This is a genomic window from Delftia sp. UME58, assembly GCF_014170385.1.
GTDB classification, from domain to species: Bacteria; Pseudomonadota; Gammaproteobacteria; order Burkholderiales; family Burkholderiaceae_C; genus Comamonas; species Comamonas acidovorans.
This window is the reverse complement of record NZ_LZZV01000011.1, coordinates 134,833-150,735: the sequence shown is the minus strand read 5'-3', so window position 1 is coordinate 150,735 and position 15,903 is coordinate 134,833. Positions and strand designations below refer to the sequence as shown.

Genomic DNA, 15,903 nt, shown 5'->3' with positions numbered 1-15,903 from the left:
GCGCCAGCCTTCCGAATCCATGATGCATATCGTGCTCCCGGCCCGCCGATTGCGGGCCCGCGCACAATGTCGTGGCCGGCTCTTAAATCCGCCTTAACGGGAGCCGTTCGCCAGGGCCCCGCCATCCCGAAGATGCCAGCCGGGCCCGGCGCTGCGCACGATGCCCTGCCCCGCCACGGCCTGCAGCTGCGCGGGCGTGATGCGCTCAGGCGCGATCTCGGCCAGCGGCACGAGCACGAAGGCGCGCTCGTGCATGCGCGGGTGCGGCACGCTCAGGCGCGGCAGCGCGATGCGCTCGTCGTCCCACAGTTCGATGTCCAGGTCCAGCGTGCGCGGCGCGTTGCGGTAGGGACGCTCACGGCCGGCCGCCAGTTCGATGGCCTGCAGCGCATCGAGCAGGGCCAGCGGCTGCAGCGTGGTGTGCACGGCGGCCACGGCGTTCAGATAGTCCGGACCGCTGGAATCGACGGGTGCCGTGCTGTAGAGGGAGGACACGGCCACAAGGCGCGTGCCCGGCAGGCCACCAATGGCCTGCAGCGCCTGGGCCAGCGCCTGGCCCCGGTCGCCCAGATTGGCGCCCAGGCCAATGGCGACCCAGTGCCCTGACTCAGTCATCCCCGCCCACGGCGCCATCACCACCGCCCTGTGGCTTGCGGCGACGGCGGCGGCGCTTCTTGGGCGCTGACCCTTCCTCACCCTCCACCTGGGGCAAGGCGGCGGCAGGTGCGTCGGCCTGCTGCGCTTCGCCAGCGCCGGCGTCCTCGCGCGCAGGGCGGGCCTTGGCCACGCGGTGCACCTTGGGCTCGGCGCTGCGCTGGCGGGCGCGCTGCTCGTCGCGGGCCTGGGCGATCAGGTCGTCGCGGCGCGCGTCGTCGGCGTTCTGGAACTCCTGCCACCAACTGGCCAGGCTTTCATCGACCTCGCCGATGTCGGCGCGCAGGCGCATGAAGTCGAAGCCCGCGCGAAAGCGCGGCTGGGCCACCAGGCTGAACGGCGTGGCGCCCGTGCGCTTGTCAAAGCGCGGCTGCATGACCCAGATCTCGCGCATGTCGGCGGCCAGCTTGCCGCGGCCCGAGACATCGCCGATGCGCTGGTCGAACACTTCGTCGATGGATTCCTGCAGCGCGGGGAAGGGGTGCTGGCGCTGGTTCAGGCGGCGCTCCCAGCCGGTCTTGACGTCATGCCACAGCACGCAGGCCAGCAGGAAGCTGGGCGCCACGGGCTTGCCTTCCTCGACACGGCGGTCGGTGTCGGTCAGCGCGGCGCGCACAAAGGGCTGCTCCGCGCGCTCGACCACCACATCCAGCAGCGAGTAGATGCCGCGTGCCAGGCCCAGGCCACGCAACTGCTCCACCGAGGCCAGCGCGTGGCCGGTCTGCAGCAGCTTGAGCATTTCATCGAACAGGCGGCTTTGCGGCACATCGGCCAGCAGCGGCTCGCACTCCACCAGCGGCTTGGCGGTCTTGGGCTCGATCTTGAAGCCCTTGCCCGCCAGCTTGGCCGCGAAGCGCACGGCGCGGATGATGCGCACCGGGTCTTCGCGGTAGCGCGTGGCCGGGTCGCCGATCATGCGCAGCATGCGCTTCTTGGCGTCGTCGATGCCCTTGTGATAGTCCACCACGATCTGCGTGCGCGGGTCGTAGTACATGGCGTTGATGGTGAAGTCGCGGCGCGTGGCGTCCTGGTCCTGCGGGCCCCAGACGTTGTCGCGCAGCACGCGGCCGCTGGCGTCCACGGCATGGTGCATGCCGGCGAGCTGGGCCTTGCTGGTGCGCTCGTTGCCGCTCACGGCCTCGGCCGCGCTGTTGTCCAGGAAGGCGCGGAAGGTGGAGACTTCGATGACTTCGTTCTCGCGCCCGCGGCCATAGACCACGTGCACGATGCGAAAGCGCTTGCCGATGATGAAGGCGCGGCGGAACAGGCCCTTGACCTGCTCGGGCGTGGCATTGGTGGCCACGTCGAAGTCCTTGGGGCGCAGGCCCAGCAGCAGGTCGCGCACGGCGCCGCCGACGATGTAGGCCTCGTAGCCCGCGTCCTGCAGCGTCTCGACCACGTCGATGGCACGCCGGTCCACCAGGTTGGGGTCGATGCCGTGCACCTGCACGGGCACTTCCTGGCGCTTGCCGAAGGGGGACTTGCGGGCGCGGGGGGCAGCCGAGGTCTTGCCCAGCAGCTTGTCGATGATGTTCTTGATCATGGTGCTTCGCCAAACAGGTCCAGAATGCGCCAGCCACGTTCCTGGGCCAGGGCGCGCAGCCGTGCGTCGGGGTTGGTGGCCACGGGGTGGTCCACACGTTCGAGCAGGGGCACGTCGTTCCAGGAGTCGCTGTAGAAGAAGCTCTCCACGCCGCCCCAGTCCAGGCCACGCGCATCCAGCCACTGCTGCATGCGCCGGACCTTGCCGTCGCGCATGCTGGGCGTTCCACGGATCTCGCCCGTGAACCAGCCCTGGGCGTCGCGCTCCAGTTCCACGGCAATCAGCTCCTGCACGCCCAGCGCGGCGGCGATGGGGCGCGTCACGAACTCGTTGGTGGCCGTGACGATGATGATCTGGTCGCCCGCCTGCTGGTGCGTGCGCAGCAGCTCCAGTGCCTGGGGGCGGATCGCGGGGGTGATCACCTCGCGCATGAAGCGCTCATGCGCCTCGCCGGCCTGTTGCGCGCCACGGCCGCAGAAGGCCTCGGTGGCAAAGCGCACATAGTCGTGCACGTCGAGCGTGCCGGCCTGGTAGTGCGCGAAGAACTCGGCGTTGCGGCGGCCGAACTCGGCCGGATCGGTCCAGCCGATGCGCGTCGTGAACTCGCCCCACTCGTAGTCCGAATCGAGCGGCAGCAGCGTATGGTCCAGGTCGAACAACGCCAGCCGGGGCCGGAGTTGCTTCTGATCAGAGGTCATGCATATCCTAAAAAAATGGGTCCCGCGCCGCCCTTGCAACGCAGGCTCCGCCGGCTCCCGCAGTCCCTGCCCACACGAGAATGTGGGCTCATTCGGTTTCCAGCATCGTCTTGAGCAACGGGATGGTGATGGCGCGCTTGTTGCGAAGCGCAAAGCCGTCGAGCATGTCGAGCAGCTGCATCAGGCTGCCCAGGTCGCGCGAGAAGCGCTTGAGCATGTAGTCCATCACATCGTCGCCCAGAAAAACGCCACGGGCATCGGCCTCCTGGCGCAGCACCGCGCGGCGCGCGGTTTCATCGAGCAGTTGCAGCTGGAACACATGGCCCCAGCCCAGCCGCGTGCGCAGATCCTCGCGCAGCTTGAGGTCGGCCGGCGGCAGGGGGCCGGCTCCCAGCACCCAGCGCGGCGAGCCCGTGGCCGGGCTCGTCGCATTCACGAACCAGTTGAAGGCCCGCGCCTGCTGCAGCGGAGTGTAGATGTCCACGTCGTCCATCAGCACCGCCGCCCAGCGCTCGTCGAACGGCGGCGGGAACAGGGTGGATGCATCCATCCAGCCCACCATGGCGCCCTGCTCGCGCAGCGCCTCGCGCACGGCCTTGAGCAGGTGGGTCTTGCCCGAGCCCGACTCGCCCCAAAGATAGGTGGGCACCGGCGTGCGGGCGGTCTGCATGCGGCCGTCGCCCACCCAGTGGCGCAGATGATCGATCACCGCGGCATTGGGACCGACGAAAAAGCGCGACAGCGTCGGACTCGACGCCATGCTGATATCCAGAGCCAGCTGCTTCATCTGCGACATACGCGCAGCGCCCCCTTTCCTGTGTCCAGGCGGGTCCATGCGGCAAAAGCAGGCAGAGGAATCGGCAACGGCATTGGGTTGAGAGCAAAGACAGGCCCGCCTCGGCGCAGCGCTGCGGCAAGGCGGACAACGCCCGGGAGCTCCCGGGCGGACGATGGATTTTAGTCTGCGCGGCGCCCGGCACGGCGGCAGCCGGCCCGCATGTGCAACGAAAGCCCCCTCGAAGCCCACTGGCGCGCGCGCCTGCCGGCGGCCGGCGCCGTAGAATCCCGGGGTTCCAGCCCGGCATCGGGCCTACCGCACCGTACCCATCCATGAGCTCTTCTGCCCCCTCCTCTACCCCGATTTCCTACAAAGACGCCGGCGTCGACATCGTCGCTGGCGATGCGCTGGTCGAGCGCATCAAGCCGCTGGCCAAGAAGACCATGCGCGAAGGCGTGATGGCCGGCATCGGAGGCTTCGGCGCGCTGTTCGAGGTGCCCAAGCGCTACAAGGAACCCGTGCTGGTCTCGGGCACCGATGGCGTGGGCACCAAGCTCAAGCTGGCCTTCGAGTGGAACATGCACGACACCGTGGGCATCGACCTGGTGGCCATGAGCGTCAACGACGTGCTGGTCCAGGGCGCCGAGCCCCTGTTCTTCCTCGACTATTTCGCCTGCGGCAAGCTGGACGTGGACACGGCCGCTGCCGTGGTCGGCGGCATTGCACGCGGCTGCGAGCTGTCGGGCTGCGCACTGATCGGCGGCGAAACCGCCGAAATGCCCGGCATGTACCCGGCCGGCGAATACGACCTGGCGGGCTTTGCCGTCGGCGCCGTCGAAAAATCCAAGATCCTCACGGGCCAGAGCGTGGCCGCAGGCGACGTGGTGCTGGGACTGGCCTCGGCCGGCGTCCACTCCAATGGCTTCTCCCTGGTGCGCAAGTGCATCGAGCGCGCCGAAGCCCAGGGCAGCCTGCCCGAATCGCTGGACGGCAAGCCGTTCAAGCAGGCCATCATGGAACCCACGCGCCTGTACGTGAAGAACGTTCTGGCCGCACTGGAGCAGCACCCCATCAAGGCGCTGGCCCACATCACCGGCGGCGGCCTGCTGGAGAACATCCCCCGCGTGCTGCCCGAGGGCCTGGCCGCCCACCTGGATGCCGGCAGCTGGCCCCAGACCGAGCTGTTCGCCTGGCTGCAGAAGACGGCCGGCATCGACGCCGTGGAAATGAACCGCACCTTCAACAACGGCATCGGCATGGTCGTTGTCGTGCCAGCCGAAGCGGCCCAAGCCACGGCCGCCACGCTCAAGCAGCTGGGCGAGACGGTCTACACCATCGGACGCATCGCCGCACGCGGCGAGGGCGAGCCTGTCGAGGTCCGCTGACCACGGGCCCGCAGCGCATGACCCAGCACCTGCCCTCGCCCATCATCTCCCCGCAGCCCGCGCCCACGCGCGGCGTGACGCTTTCCAGCTATGTGCTGATGGCAGGCGCCCTGCTGCTGATCATGTGGCAGGGCCTTTTGCCGGGCATGCTTTGCGTCTGCGTGGGCTTTCTGGTCACGCGCGCCCTTGCCGGGCTGCTGGCACGCGCCCAGCCCAAGGCCCGGCGCGGCTCGCTGCCGCGCTGGACCCAATTGGTGGCAGCCACCATCGTCATTCTTGCGCCGCTGGCCCTGCTGAGCGGCGCGCTCTCGCATACACGCACCTACATCACCGACGCGCCGCAGCAGTACCGCGAGCTGCTCGACTACCTGGCCCACACGGTGCTGGAGCTGCGTGACAAGCTGCCCGCCGACATGGCCGACCAGCTGCCCGACGGCGCGCAGGAAATCCAGCACCTGCTGGCCAGCTACCTGGCAGCCAAGGCCGGCGCCCTGGCCCATGCGGGCCGCGCCTGGCTTACCGGCCTGCTCTACGCCTATGTGGGCCTGATCATCGGCGCGCTGGCCGCCGTGCGCCCCATCACCACGCGCCGCCCGCCCCTGGTGGCTGCGCTGCGCGAACGCATCCGGCTCATGGGGCTGGCCTTCCGCCAGATCGTGGCGGCGCAGTTCTGGATTGCGGCCTTCAACACCTTCCTGACGGCCATCTTCCTGCTGGGCGTGCTGCCGCACTGGAACCTGACCCTGCCCTACACGCCAGCCCTGATCACGCTGACCTTCATCGCGGGCCTGGTGCCCATCGTGGGCAACCTGCTGTGCAATGCGGTGATCACCATCGTGGGGCTGTCGGTCTCCCCCGTGGCCGCCGCGGCCTGCCTGGGCTTTCTGATCCTGATCCACAAGGCCGAGTACGTGATCAACGCCAAGGTGGTGGGCCAGCGCACGCACATGGGCGTGTGGGAGCTGCTGGCCGTGATGTTCGTGGCCGAGTCGGTGTTCGGCCCCGCAGGCCTGGTGGCGGCGCCGCTGTTCTACGCCTATCTCAAGAAAGAGCTGGAAGCCGTCCGGCTGGTCTGAGCAGCACCCCGGCCCTGGGGGTTGCCGCCGCTACAGGCCCCTGAGCCGCCGGATCACCTCGCGCACGGCCACGGCCTGCGCGCCCTGCTGGGAATGCAGGAAGCGCTCCAGGTCTTCGAGCGCACGCTCGGTCACTCCCCATTGCGCATAGGCCAGCCCCCGGTCCCGGAAGATCTCCGGCATGTCGGGCCGCAGCACGGCCAGCCGATCGAGCACGGCCACCAGCAGCGGCCAGTCGCGCCGCGCATGGTGGATCTCCTGCAGATTGCGCAGCATGCGCTCCAGAATGTCGCGCGGCGATGCGCCCTGAAGGTACATGCCCAGCGGAGCCGCCTCCTCGGCGGACAGGCCGGCGTTCTGCCAGAAGGGCTCCAGCCGCTCGGCCAGGCTGTTGGCCGAGAAGGACTCGCCGCTCAGCGGGTCCATCACCACCTGCCCCTGGGGCAGGCGCAGCTTGACCAGGAAATGCCCGGGAAAGCTCACGCCCTGAGCCGGCAGATCGATGGCCGCAGCCAGCTCCAGCCAGATCAGCGCCACACTGATGGGAATGCCGCGCCGCGTCTGCAGCACATGGTGGATGTAGCTGTTGGCCGGGTCGTAGTAATCGTTGAGATTGCCGCCAAAGCCCAGCTCGCCATAGAAGAACTGGTTGAGCACGCGCAGGCGCTGCAGGGAATCGGTTTCGCCGGCCAGGCGCTGGAGCAGGCGCACCTGAAGCCGGTCCAGCTCGGCGCTGGCCGCCTGCAGATCGAGATCGGGCACGGCATCCTGGGCGATGCTGATGGCCGCCTCCATCAACGGCAGGTGGTCATCGCTTTGCACCAGCGCTGCAAAGTACTGCAGGGCCGTTGGCGTGTCTTCGTAGCTCCAGCTCATGATGCTTTGTATATTGCAGCGCCCAAGCCTGCGATTATGCGGGTTCGGGCGATACCTCTCAGCGCCGCAGCAGTGCGCGCAGCTTGAGCCCCGCCGCCCACAGCGCACCGAAGTACAGCAGCACCGAGGCGGCCATCAGCGCGGCGAGCAGGCCCACGCGCTGCCACCCGTGGGCGCGCAGCGCGATCCAGTCGAAATGCTGGCTGCCCCAGGTCAGCAGCACGGCCAGCAGGCTGCTGGCCGCGACCACCTGCAAGGCCAGCCGGCCCCAGCCCGGCTTGGGACGGTAGACGCCCCGGCGCAGCAGACCCCAAAGCAGCCAACCCGCATTGACCAGGGCCGCCAGGCCGATGGACAACGCCAGGCCGGTATGCGCCATGAAGGGCACCAGGACCAGGTTGAGCAGTTGGGTGATGACCAGCACCACGATGGCGATCTTGACGGGCGTGCGGATGTCCTGGCTGGCGTAGTAGCCCGGCGCCAGCACCTTGATGGCCACCAGGCCCACCAGGCCTGCGCCGTAGCCGACCAGTGCCAATGCGATCTGGCCCACGTCACTGTCCTGCAGCGCGCCGCGGTGGAACAGCGTGGCCACCAGCGGCTCGGCGAAAGTGAGCAGGCCCACGGCGCACGGCACGGACAGCAGCACCACCAGGCGCAGCCCCCAGTCCAGCATGGCCGAGTAGCGCTCCGAGTCGTCGGCCGCCTTGGCAGCGGCCAGTTGGGGGGTGAGCACCACGCCCAGCGCCACGCCCAGCAGCGCCGTCGGAAACTCCATGAGCCGGTCGGCATAGAACAGCCACGTCACGCTGCCCGGTTGCAGATAGGAGGCGATCTGGGTGTTGATCATCAGCGAGACCTGGGCCACGCCCACGCCCAGCAGGGCCGGCGCCATCAGCTTGAGGATGCGGCGCACGCCGGCCTCGGCCCAGGCCTCGCGCAGCGCGGCCGGCGAAAAGCCGATGCGCGGCAGCAGGCCCAGGCGCGCCAGCGCAGGCAGTTGCACCGCCAGCTGCAGCACGCCGCCCAGCATCACGCCACCGGCCATGGCATAGATGGGCTCGATGCCGCGCGCCTGCAGCCAGGGCGCACCCCAGAAGGCGGCGGCGATCATGGCCAGGTTCAGCAACACCGGCGTGGCGGCCGAGACGGCAAAGCGACGCCAGGTATTGAGCACGCCGGCCGACAGCGCCACCAGCGACATGAAGCCGATGTAGGGGAACATCCAGCGTGTCATCAGCACGGCGGCGTCATAGCCCTCGGGCGACTGGCGCAGGCCGCTGGCCAGCAGCCAGACCAGCAGCGGCGCGCCGACCACGCCCAGCACGCAGGTCACCAGCAGCACCCAGAACAGCAGCGTGGCCACGTGCGAGATCAGCGTGCGCGTGGCCTCGTCCCCCTCCTTGGCCTTGCTGGCGGCCAGCACCGGCACGAAGGCCTGGCTGAAGGCCCCCTCGGCGAACAGCCGCCGAAAGAGATTGGGAATCCTGAAGGCGACATTGAACGCATCGGTCAGCGCATTGGCTCCGAACATGGAGGCCATGAGCAGATCGCGCACCAGCCCGGTGATACGGGAGGCCAGCGTCAGCAGGGATACGGTGGAGGCGGCTTTGAACAGTGACACCGTGGGGAGTGTATGCGCTGGCATGCCCCGCCCGGCCGGCGCTCCAGGCGGGCCTGGCCGCTCTTGCACTCCGTTGCAACAGGCCGGCCCGCGCGGCCCGGGCCACAAGGGCCCCGTACTGACTGCGTGCTATAATCCCGCGCTTCGCCGACAACATCCTCAGACACCAGGAATACATATCATGGCATCCAAGCCCGTAAAGAAGAACCCCCGTCTCGCCTCCGGCCGCAAGCGCGTCCGCCAGGACACCAAGCTCAATGCAGCCAACACCTCGCTGCGTTCCAAGTACCGCACCGCCGTCAAGAAGGTCGAAAAGGCCGTTCTGACTGGCGACAAGGCCAAGGCAACCGAACTGTTTGCCGCAGCCCAATCCGTTCTGGACACGATCGCCGACAAGGGCATCTTCCACAAGAACAAGGCCGCTCGCGACAAGAGCCGCCTGTCCGCCAAGGTCAAGGCCCTGGCCGCCCCCGCCGCCTAATCCGATTAGGCAACCGCACGGATGGCTCCGGCCATCTGCCGTTTGTAACGGGTGCGCTGTCAGCGAACGAGAAAACCGCCTTCGGGCGGTTTTTTTGTGCCTGAACAATGCCGCTGCATCCGCATGGCCCAGCAAAAAAGCCCCACCCTCCGGAGCACAGGCGAAAAAAAACGCACCCCAGGCGCGCTTCACATCGGACGGGAACGACCCGCAAAAAAAGAAGCCGGCCTCAGCGGGCCGGCTCGTCCGGTATCAGGCAGGCCTCGGCAACCTGCAGGTTGTTGTCCTTGGCGAAGTTCAGGCAGAAATCCCAGGCCATGGGCTCGTAGTCGCGCAGGTCGCGGTGCACGACCACGCACTTGACGCCATTGAGCGTTGTGGGAACACACCAGGGCGAGTAGCTCAGGTGGCTGCCGCGCTGGGCACCACCGGGGCGAAACTGGCTCATGACGCCTGCCAGCCGCTCAGCCCAGTCGCTGGGCCGGAAAGTCTTGCCTTCGTGGGTGATGCCCTGGATGAACAGTTCTTTGCTGGAGGGAGAGACCATCAGGATGCACGCCAAAATACGGCTTGCGCAACGAGGAACAGGCCCGGCGGTATGCCGTGGGGCATGGCGCCTGCCGCGTCCTGCTTGCGCAAGTCCTTCAAACAATCTGCGCCCGCAGGCAGGATCGCTGCCGGCAGGCCAAGCTGGCATTTTATCTCTTATATAAGAGCTGAGGCCTTGTTGCAGCGCACTACCCAAGTGTGGCGTAGGCTCATTGCATGGCTGTGATGCGCAAACCGCAACGGTGGGCCATCGCGCGGCCCCTAGAATCGGGCTTCGCTGTTTTTCAGGCATCTGCGGCGGCAACGCCCGGATGCCGTTTACTTTCCAGCTCAGGAGATTTTTGCAATGACCGCTTTCATTGAGGCTGCCTCGCCCCACGTGATGAACACCTATGGCCGCGTACCGATCGCTCTGGAGCGAGGCCAGGGCTGCCGCGTGTGGGACGTCAACGGCAAGCAGTACCTCGATGCGCTGGGCGGCATTGCAGTGAACACGCTGGGCCACAACCACCCCAAGCTGGTGCCTGCGCTGCAGGACCAGGTGGCCAAGCTCATCCACACCTCCAACTACTACCACGTGCCCGGCCAGGAAACGCTGGCCAAGCTGCTGACCGAGCGCGCGAAGATGACCAACGTCTTCTTCTGCAGCACGGGCCTGGAGGCCAACGAGGCCGCCATCAAGATCGCGCGCAAGTACGGCGTGGACAAGGGCATCGCCAAGCCGGTGATCGTGGTCTACGAGCATGCCTTCCACGGCCGCTCCATCGCCACCATGACGGCCACGGGCAACCCCAAGGTGCGCGACGGCTTCGGCCCGCTGCTCGACGGTTTCCTGCGCGTGCCGGTGAACGACTTCGAGGCGCTCCAGCAGGCCACGGCCGGCAACCCCGACGTGGTGGCCGTGATGATGGAGCCCATCCAGGGCGAAGGCGGCCTGCACCCCATGCGCATCGAGTACATGCAGCAGGTGCGCGCCCTGTGCGATGCCAACGGCTGGCTGATGATGTTCGACGAAGTCCAGGCCGGCATGGGCCGCACGGGCAAGTGGTTCGCCCACCAGTGGGCCGGCATCATCCCCGACGTGATGACCCTGGCTAAGGGCCTGGGTTCGGGCGTGCCCATCGGCGCCGTCGTGGCCCATGGCAAGGCGGCCACCGTGCTGCAGCCGGGCAACCACGGCTCCACCTTCGGCGGCAATCCGCTGGCCATGCGTGCGGGCATCGAGACCATCCGCATCATGGAGGAGGACGGCCTGCTGGCCCACACCACCCAGGTGGGCGACCACCTGAAGGCTGCGCTGCAAAAGGAACTGGCCGACGTCAAGGGCGTGGTCGATGTGCGCGGCCAGGGCCTGATCATCGGCATCGAGCTGAACAAGCCCTGCGGCGCCCTGCTGGGCCGTGGCGCCGAAGCCGGCCTGCTGTTCAGCGTGACCGCCGACACCGTGGTGCGCCTGGTGCCGCCGCTGATCATGACCGAGGCCGAAGCCGACGAAGTGGTCGCCAAGCTCAAGCCCCTGATCGTGCAATTCCTGTCCGAATGAGTACCTGCCTATGACTGCCATCAAGCACTATCTGCAGTTTTCCGACTTCACGGCCGACGAGTACGCCTATGTGCTCGAACGCGCGGCCCTGATCAAGAAGAAGTTCAAGGGCTACGAAAAGCACCACACGCTCAGCGACCGCACGCTGGCCATGATCTTCGAGAAGGCCAGCACGCGCACCCGCGTGAGCTTCGAGGCGGGCATGTACCAGCTCGGCGGCTCGGTGGTCCACCTGACCACGGGCGACAGCCAGCTGGGCCGCGCCGAGCCCATCGAGGACAGCGCACGCGTCATCAGCCGCATGACCGACCTGGTGATGATCCGCACCTATGGCCAGGACAAGATCGCGCGTTTTGCCGAATACTCGCGCGTGCCCGTCATCAACGGCCTGACCAACGAGTTCCACCCCTGCCAGATCCTGGCCGACATCTTCACCTTCATCGAGCACCGCGGCTCGATACAGGGCAAGACCGTCGCCTGGGTCGGCGACGGCAACAACATGGCCAACACCTGGCTGCAGGCGGCCGACCTGCTGGGCTTCACCGTCCACGTCAGCACGCCGGGCGGCTACGAGGTGGACGAGAAGCTGGCCTTTGGCGGCAAGACCCCGCGCGAGGGCTGCTACAAGGTCTTCAAGGACCCGCTGGACGCCTGCAAGGGCGCCGACCTGGTGACCACCGACGTGTGGACCAGCATGGGCTACGAGGCCGAGAACGAAGCCCGCAAGAAGGCCTTTGCCGACTGGTGCGTGGACGCCGAGATGATGGCCGCCGCACGTGGCGATGCCCTGTTCATGCACTGCCTGCCCGCCCACCGCGGCGAGGAAGTGGAGGCCGAGGTCATCGACGGGCCGCAGTCCGTGGTCTGGGATGAGGCCGAGAATCGGATGCACGTGCAAAAGGCACTCATGGAGTACCTGCTGCTGGGCCGCCAGCCGAACTGATAGCGCAGTCCGCTCAAAAAAGAATGCCTGCAGGCTTTGCGCCTGCAGGCATTCTTTTTTTCCTGGCGGAAGTTCGGGCCGTGGCCTTACGGCCCCCGCTTGTCCGGTGCGCAGCTGTCCCCGCCGCAGGCGCTGCAGCCGCCACAGCCGCCCCCATCCTTGGGCGCCAGTGCCGGATGCATCTGCCCGGCCTTCTGGCGCCAGCGCGCGGGCAGATAGCGCCAGACCAGAGACATGCCGGCCAGGGCCACGATCAGTCCCACGATGATGTTCTGCCACATGGTACGTGCTCCTTTCAGCCTGCGCCCAACGCGACGGCCACACGGTAGGTGATGAAGCTGGCCAGGTAGGCCAGCGCGAACAGATAGCCGGTCATCAGCAGCGGATAGCGCCAGCCGTTGGTCTCGCGCCGCACGGCCGCCAGCGTGGAGATGCACTGGGGCGCGAAGACGAACCAGGCCAGCAGCGACAGCGCCGTGGCCATAGACCAGGTGTGGGCGATCAGCGGGCCCAGTTGCTCGGCCATGGCCTCGTCGCTGGCGGCGGACAGGGCATAGACCGTGCCCATGGCGCTGACGGCCACCTCGCGTGCGGCCATGCCGGGCACCAATGCAATGGCTATCTGCCAGTTGAAGCCGATCGGCGCCAGCACCACCTCCAGCCAGCCGCCGATGCGGCCCGCAAAGCTGTAGCGGATGGCCGCCTCGGTGACGCCATCGGGCGGCGCCGGGTAGCTGGCCAGGAACCACAGCACGATGCTCACGGTCAGGATGATGCCGCCCACGCGGCGCAGGAAGATCATGGCGCGCTCGTACAGGCCCAGGGCCAGGCTGCGCGGGCTGGGCCAGCGGTAGGAGGGCAGCTCCATCAGCAGCGGCGTGGGTCCGGCGCTGCGGCCGGCCAACTTGGCCACGCCGGCCACGGCCATGGCGCTGACGATGCCGGCCACGTACAGCGCGAACAGCACCAGGCCCTGCAGGTTGAAGATGCCGCCCACCGTGCGCTCGGGGATGAAGGCGCTGATCAGCAGCGCATAGACCGGCAGGCGCGCCGAGCAGGTCATCAGCGGCGCAATCATGATGGTCACCAGGCGGTCGCGCCAGCTGGTGATGGAGCGCGTGGCCATGATGCCGGGCACGGCGCAGGCGAAGCTGGACAGCAGCGGAATGAAGGAGCGGCCCGACAGGCCGACCTTGCCCATGATGCGGTCCAGCATGAAGGCGGCACGCGGCAGGTAGCCCGAGTCCTCCAGCGCAAGGATGAACAGGAACAGGATCAGGATCTGCGGCAGGAAGACCAGCACGGCACCCGTGCCCGCGATCACGCCGTCGGCCAGCAGGCTGCGCAGCGCGCCTTCGGGCATGTGCTCGTTGACCAGGGCCGAGACGGCCGAGACGCCGCCCTCGATGCCATCCATCAGAGGCTGCGCCCAGCTGAACACGGCCTGGAACATCAGGAACAGCGTGGCCGCCAGCAGCAGCATGCCCCACAGCGGGTGCAGCACCACGGCGTCGATGCGGTCATCGCGCCGGGTGTCCACCACGGGCTCCTTGACGCAGTCGGCCATGATGCGGGCCACCTGCTGGTGCAGCGCCAGCACCTGCTCGCGCGCATCGCCCGGGCGGGCCGGGGCCTGCAGCTGTGGCGCGACCAGGACACGTGCCTCGGGGCCGTCCAGCCATTGCAGCAGTTCGCGCGCGCCGTCCTGGCGCACGCCCACGGTGGACAGCACGGGCATGCCCAGGGCGCGTGAAAGCGCCTCGCGGTCGATATCGATGCCCTGGCGCCTGGCCATGTCGCTCATGTTGAGCACCAGCAGCATGGGCAGGCCCAGGCGCTGGGCTTCCAGCACCAGGCGCAGGTTCAGGCGCAGGTGGGTGGCGTCGGTGACGCAGACCAGCAGTTCGGGAGGCGCCTCGCGCGCGTGGCGGCCCGAGACGATGTCGCGCGTGATGCGTTCGTCCTCGCTGTGGGCATGCAGGCTGTAGGTGCCCGGCAGGTCCAGCACGCGCACGCGCCGGCCGCTGGCCGTGCTCAGCCAGCCTTCCTTGCGCTCCACGGTCACGCCAGCGTAGTTGGCCACCTTCTGGCGTGCGCCGGTCAGCAGGTTGAACAAGGCTGTCTTGCCGCAGTTGGGGTTGCCCAGCAAGGCCAGGCGCAGTGCGGAATCACCGCTGCCGCCCTGGGCAGGCTGCAGCGGCTGGATGAGTTTGGGAGAGGACGACGCGCTCATGCCACCGCCTCCGGCGCCACGCGCACCAGGGCCGCCTCATGGCGGCGCAGTGCGAACGTGGCCTGGCCCACGCGCACGGCCAGCGGGTCGTCGCCCGGAAAGCCTGCGGCCAGGATTCGAACGGGCTCGCCCGGCAGGAAACCGATTTCCATGAGACGCAGCAGCAGTTCCTGCTCGGCCGTGTCGCGCGCCGCATGGAGCTCGACCACGCGCGCCGGAACCTGGCGCGGCAGCGCATCCAGGGTGATGGCCGCAGCGGTGGCCAGGCTGGGGGAATGGGGAGGCGCGGGCAGCGCAGACGGAGCCGTGGCGTCCGTCCCGGGATTCATCGAATGCATGGCGTGTTGTATCAACTGATTTTTATTCTCATTTTGATTTTGATCGAATCCCGGCGGGAAGCCCGCGCATGGTATCGGAGTAAGGGACAGGGTCTTGCCAAATGGCCGTCATGGTTTTTGGCCGGTTCCAGGCGCCTCGCGCGCGTGCGCGCGACAATCGCGCTCCCACGATCCGCACCTGCACCTGCTCCTGCTTGCCCACGCCATGACCCATCCCTGCCTGAGCTGCGGCGCCTGCTGCGCGTCGTTCCGCGTGGACTTTTCCGTGCACGAGTCGCAGGAGCATGGCGGCCGCGTGCCGGCCGGGCTGATCGAGGAAGTCACCGACCACACCTGCCGCATGCGCGGCACGGACTGGTCGCGCCCGCGCTGCGCAGCGCTGGTGGGCAAGGTGGGCGAGAAGGCCTATTGCGGCATCTATGAATGGCGGCCTTCGCCGTGCCGCGAATTCGCGGCCGGCAGCGATGCCTGCAACCGCGTGCGCGTGCGCCATGGCATGCAGGCGCTGGACAGCGGCCTGCTGTAGCAACCAGCCAGGCGCAGCCGGCCGCCAGCAGCCGCCACCACCAGCCGTTATTCCACGGGCAGCCCCGCCAACTGCCCCTTGAACTCCTGCAGCGAGAAATGCGTGTGCACCTGGCGCACGCCGGGCAGCCGGTGCAGGCGGGTGAGCAGCAGGTCCGAATAGGCATCGAGATCGCGCGCCACGACGACCAGCAGGAAGTCCTCCGGCCCCGAGATGCCGTGGAACATCACGACCTCGGGAATGGCGCAGACCGCTTCCTGGAAGTGGCGCGAGGACTCCTCGTTCTGGTGGTCTATGCCCACCATCACGAAGGCCAGCACGCCAAAGCCGATGGCGCGCCGGCTCAGCGCGGCGTGGTAGCCGGTGATCACGCCCTCATCCTCCAGCCGCTTGATGCGCCGCCACGACGGCGATTGCGACAAGTGCACGCGTTGCGCCAATTCGCCCGAGGTCAGCCGCGCGTTGTCCTGCAAGGCGCGGATCAGCAGCCGGTCCGTTCTGTCGATCTCGATTGACATAAACCACCTATGAATTCATGTTTCACAGAATAACTTATCCAAGATCAAGCGCATTTAGGGATAACTACTAAACGCCCTGCGAAGGCCGTAACTAGCATCCGCCTCCGAAGCCCCCCACAGCAACGGAGACAACAACCC

General features: G+C 67.8%; 17 protein-coding genes. 6 read left to right on the top strand and 11 right to left on the bottom strand.

Going from position 1 to position 15,903, the window contains the following annotated elements; translation table 11 throughout:
• Nucleotides 1-93 precede the first annotated feature (93 nt).
• From folK to hda, 4 genes are all read right to left on the bottom strand, one after another.
• Nucleotides 94-633, bottom strand: coding sequence for a 2-amino-4-hydroxy-6-hydroxymethyldihydropteridine diphosphokinase (folK, locus tag A9976_RS02640; RefSeq protein WP_183017695.1), 540 nt, complete (start codon nucleotides 631-633; stop codon nucleotides 94-96).
• Nucleotides 608-2,197, bottom strand: coding sequence for a polynucleotide adenylyltransferase PcnB (gene pcnB, locus A9976_RS02635; protein ID WP_012204111.1), 1,590 nt, complete (start codon nucleotides 2,195-2,197; stop codon nucleotides 608-610). Before pcnB ends, folK begins: the two co-directional genes overlap by 26 nt.
• Complete coding sequence (locus A9976_RS02630; RefSeq protein ID WP_043824060.1) at nucleotides 2,194-2,895, bottom strand: HAD family phosphatase; 702 nt, start codon at nucleotides 2,893-2,895, stop codon at nucleotides 2,194-2,196. The genes pcnB and A9976_RS02630 overlap by 4 nt, the downstream gene beginning before the upstream one ends.
• 88 nt (nucleotides 2,896-2,983) lie before the next feature.
• Complete coding sequence (hda, locus tag A9976_RS02625) at nucleotides 2,984-3,682, bottom strand: DnaA regulatory inactivator Hda (RefSeq protein WP_026062235.1); 699 nt, start codon at nucleotides 3,680-3,682, stop codon at nucleotides 2,984-2,986.
• Nucleotides 3,683-4,005: 323 nt separating this feature from the next.
• Here hda and purM point away from each other — a divergent pair, with 323 nt between their 5' ends.
• Both purM and A9976_RS02615 read left to right on the top strand, forming a co-directional pair.
• Nucleotides 4,006-5,058 carry a phosphoribosylformylglycinamidine cyclo-ligase gene (gene purM / locus A9976_RS02620; protein ID WP_013803658.1) on the top strand — a complete coding sequence of 351 codons (1,053 nt, stop codon included), beginning with the start codon at nucleotides 4,006-4,008 and terminating at the stop codon, nucleotides 5,056-5,058.
• A 17-nt stretch (nucleotides 5,059-5,075) separates the two neighbouring features.
• A complete protein-coding gene (locus A9976_RS02615; RefSeq protein WP_012204107.1) occupies nucleotides 5,076-6,134 on the top strand; it encodes an AI-2E family transporter in 1,059 nt (352 codons plus the stop codon).
• Nucleotides 6,135-6,164: 30 nt separating this feature from the next.
• Here A9976_RS02615 and A9976_RS02610 read toward each other — a convergent pair whose 3' ends face one another.
• Nucleotides 6,165-7,010 (bottom strand): SirB1 family protein, encoded by an 846-nt coding sequence (locus A9976_RS02610; RefSeq protein WP_183017694.1) that lies wholly within the window; start codon nucleotides 7,008-7,010, stop codon nucleotides 6,165-6,167.
• Between the two features lie 58 nt (nucleotides 7,011-7,068).
• Nucleotides 7,069-8,658 carry a murein biosynthesis integral membrane protein MurJ gene (murJ, locus tag A9976_RS02605; RefSeq protein WP_183017693.1) on the bottom strand — a complete coding sequence of 530 codons (1,590 nt, stop codon included), beginning with the start codon at nucleotides 8,656-8,658 and terminating at the stop codon, nucleotides 7,069-7,071.
• Nucleotides 8,659-8,815: 157 nt separating this feature from the next.
• Between murJ and rpsT the strand changes: the two genes are divergently transcribed.
• Entirely contained in the window at nucleotides 8,816-9,115 is a 300-nt protein-coding gene (rpsT, locus tag A9976_RS02600; RefSeq protein WP_220808475.1) for a 30S ribosomal protein S20, read from the top strand.
• Nucleotides 9,116-9,344: 229 nt separating this feature from the next.
• Here rpsT and A9976_RS02595 read toward each other — a convergent pair whose 3' ends face one another.
• Nucleotides 9,345-9,662, bottom strand: a complete 318-nt coding sequence (locus A9976_RS02595; RefSeq protein ID WP_012204103.1) for a DUF3579 domain-containing protein — start codon at nucleotides 9,660-9,662, stop codon at nucleotides 9,345-9,347.
• 348 nt (nucleotides 9,663-10,010) lie between these two features.
• Between A9976_RS02595 and A9976_RS02590 the strand changes: the two genes are divergently transcribed.
• Both A9976_RS02590 and argF read left to right on the top strand, forming a co-directional pair.
• Nucleotides 10,011-11,207 carry an aspartate aminotransferase family protein gene (locus A9976_RS02590; protein WP_183017692.1) on the top strand — a complete coding sequence of 399 codons (1,197 nt, stop codon included), beginning with the start codon at nucleotides 10,011-10,013 and terminating at the stop codon, nucleotides 11,205-11,207.
• 10 nt (nucleotides 11,208-11,217) lie between these two features.
• A complete protein-coding gene (argF, locus tag A9976_RS02585) occupies nucleotides 11,218-12,150 on the top strand; it encodes an ornithine carbamoyltransferase (protein ID WP_183017691.1) in 933 nt (310 codons plus the stop codon).
• A gap of 86 nt (nucleotides 12,151-12,236) precedes the next feature.
• Here the strand turns inward: argF and A9976_RS02580 are convergent, their stop codons facing one another.
• Genes A9976_RS02580 through A9976_RS02570 form a run of 3 tightly spaced genes read right to left on the bottom strand, consistent with a single transcriptional unit; the run spans nucleotide 12,237 to nucleotide 14,721 of the window.
• Nucleotides 12,237-12,431: a hypothetical protein gene (locus A9976_RS02580; RefSeq protein ID WP_034391191.1), complete on the bottom strand. Its 195-nt coding sequence runs from the start codon at nucleotides 12,429-12,431 to the stop codon at nucleotides 12,237-12,239.
• A gap of 14 nt (nucleotides 12,432-12,445) precedes the next feature.
• A complete protein-coding gene (locus A9976_RS02575) occupies nucleotides 12,446-14,383 on the bottom strand; it encodes a ferrous iron transporter B (protein WP_183017690.1) in 1,938 nt (645 codons plus the stop codon).
• Complete coding sequence (locus tag A9976_RS02570) at nucleotides 14,380-14,721, bottom strand: FeoA domain-containing protein (RefSeq protein WP_183017689.1); 342 nt, start codon at nucleotides 14,719-14,721, stop codon at nucleotides 14,380-14,382. The genes A9976_RS02575 and A9976_RS02570 overlap by 4 nt, the downstream gene beginning before the upstream one ends.
• 205 nt (nucleotides 14,722-14,926) lie before the next feature.
• Between A9976_RS02570 and A9976_RS02565 the strand changes: the two genes are divergently transcribed.
• Complete coding sequence (locus A9976_RS02565) at nucleotides 14,927-15,247, top strand: YkgJ family cysteine cluster protein (protein WP_183017688.1); 321 nt, start codon at nucleotides 14,927-14,929, stop codon at nucleotides 15,245-15,247.
• 47 nt (nucleotides 15,248-15,294) lie between these two features.
• Here A9976_RS02565 and A9976_RS02560 read toward each other — a convergent pair whose 3' ends face one another.
• Complete coding sequence (locus tag A9976_RS02560; protein WP_012204096.1) at nucleotides 15,295-15,765, bottom strand: Lrp/AsnC family transcriptional regulator; 471 nt, start codon at nucleotides 15,763-15,765, stop codon at nucleotides 15,295-15,297.
• Nucleotides 15,766-15,903: the final 138 nt, after the last annotated feature.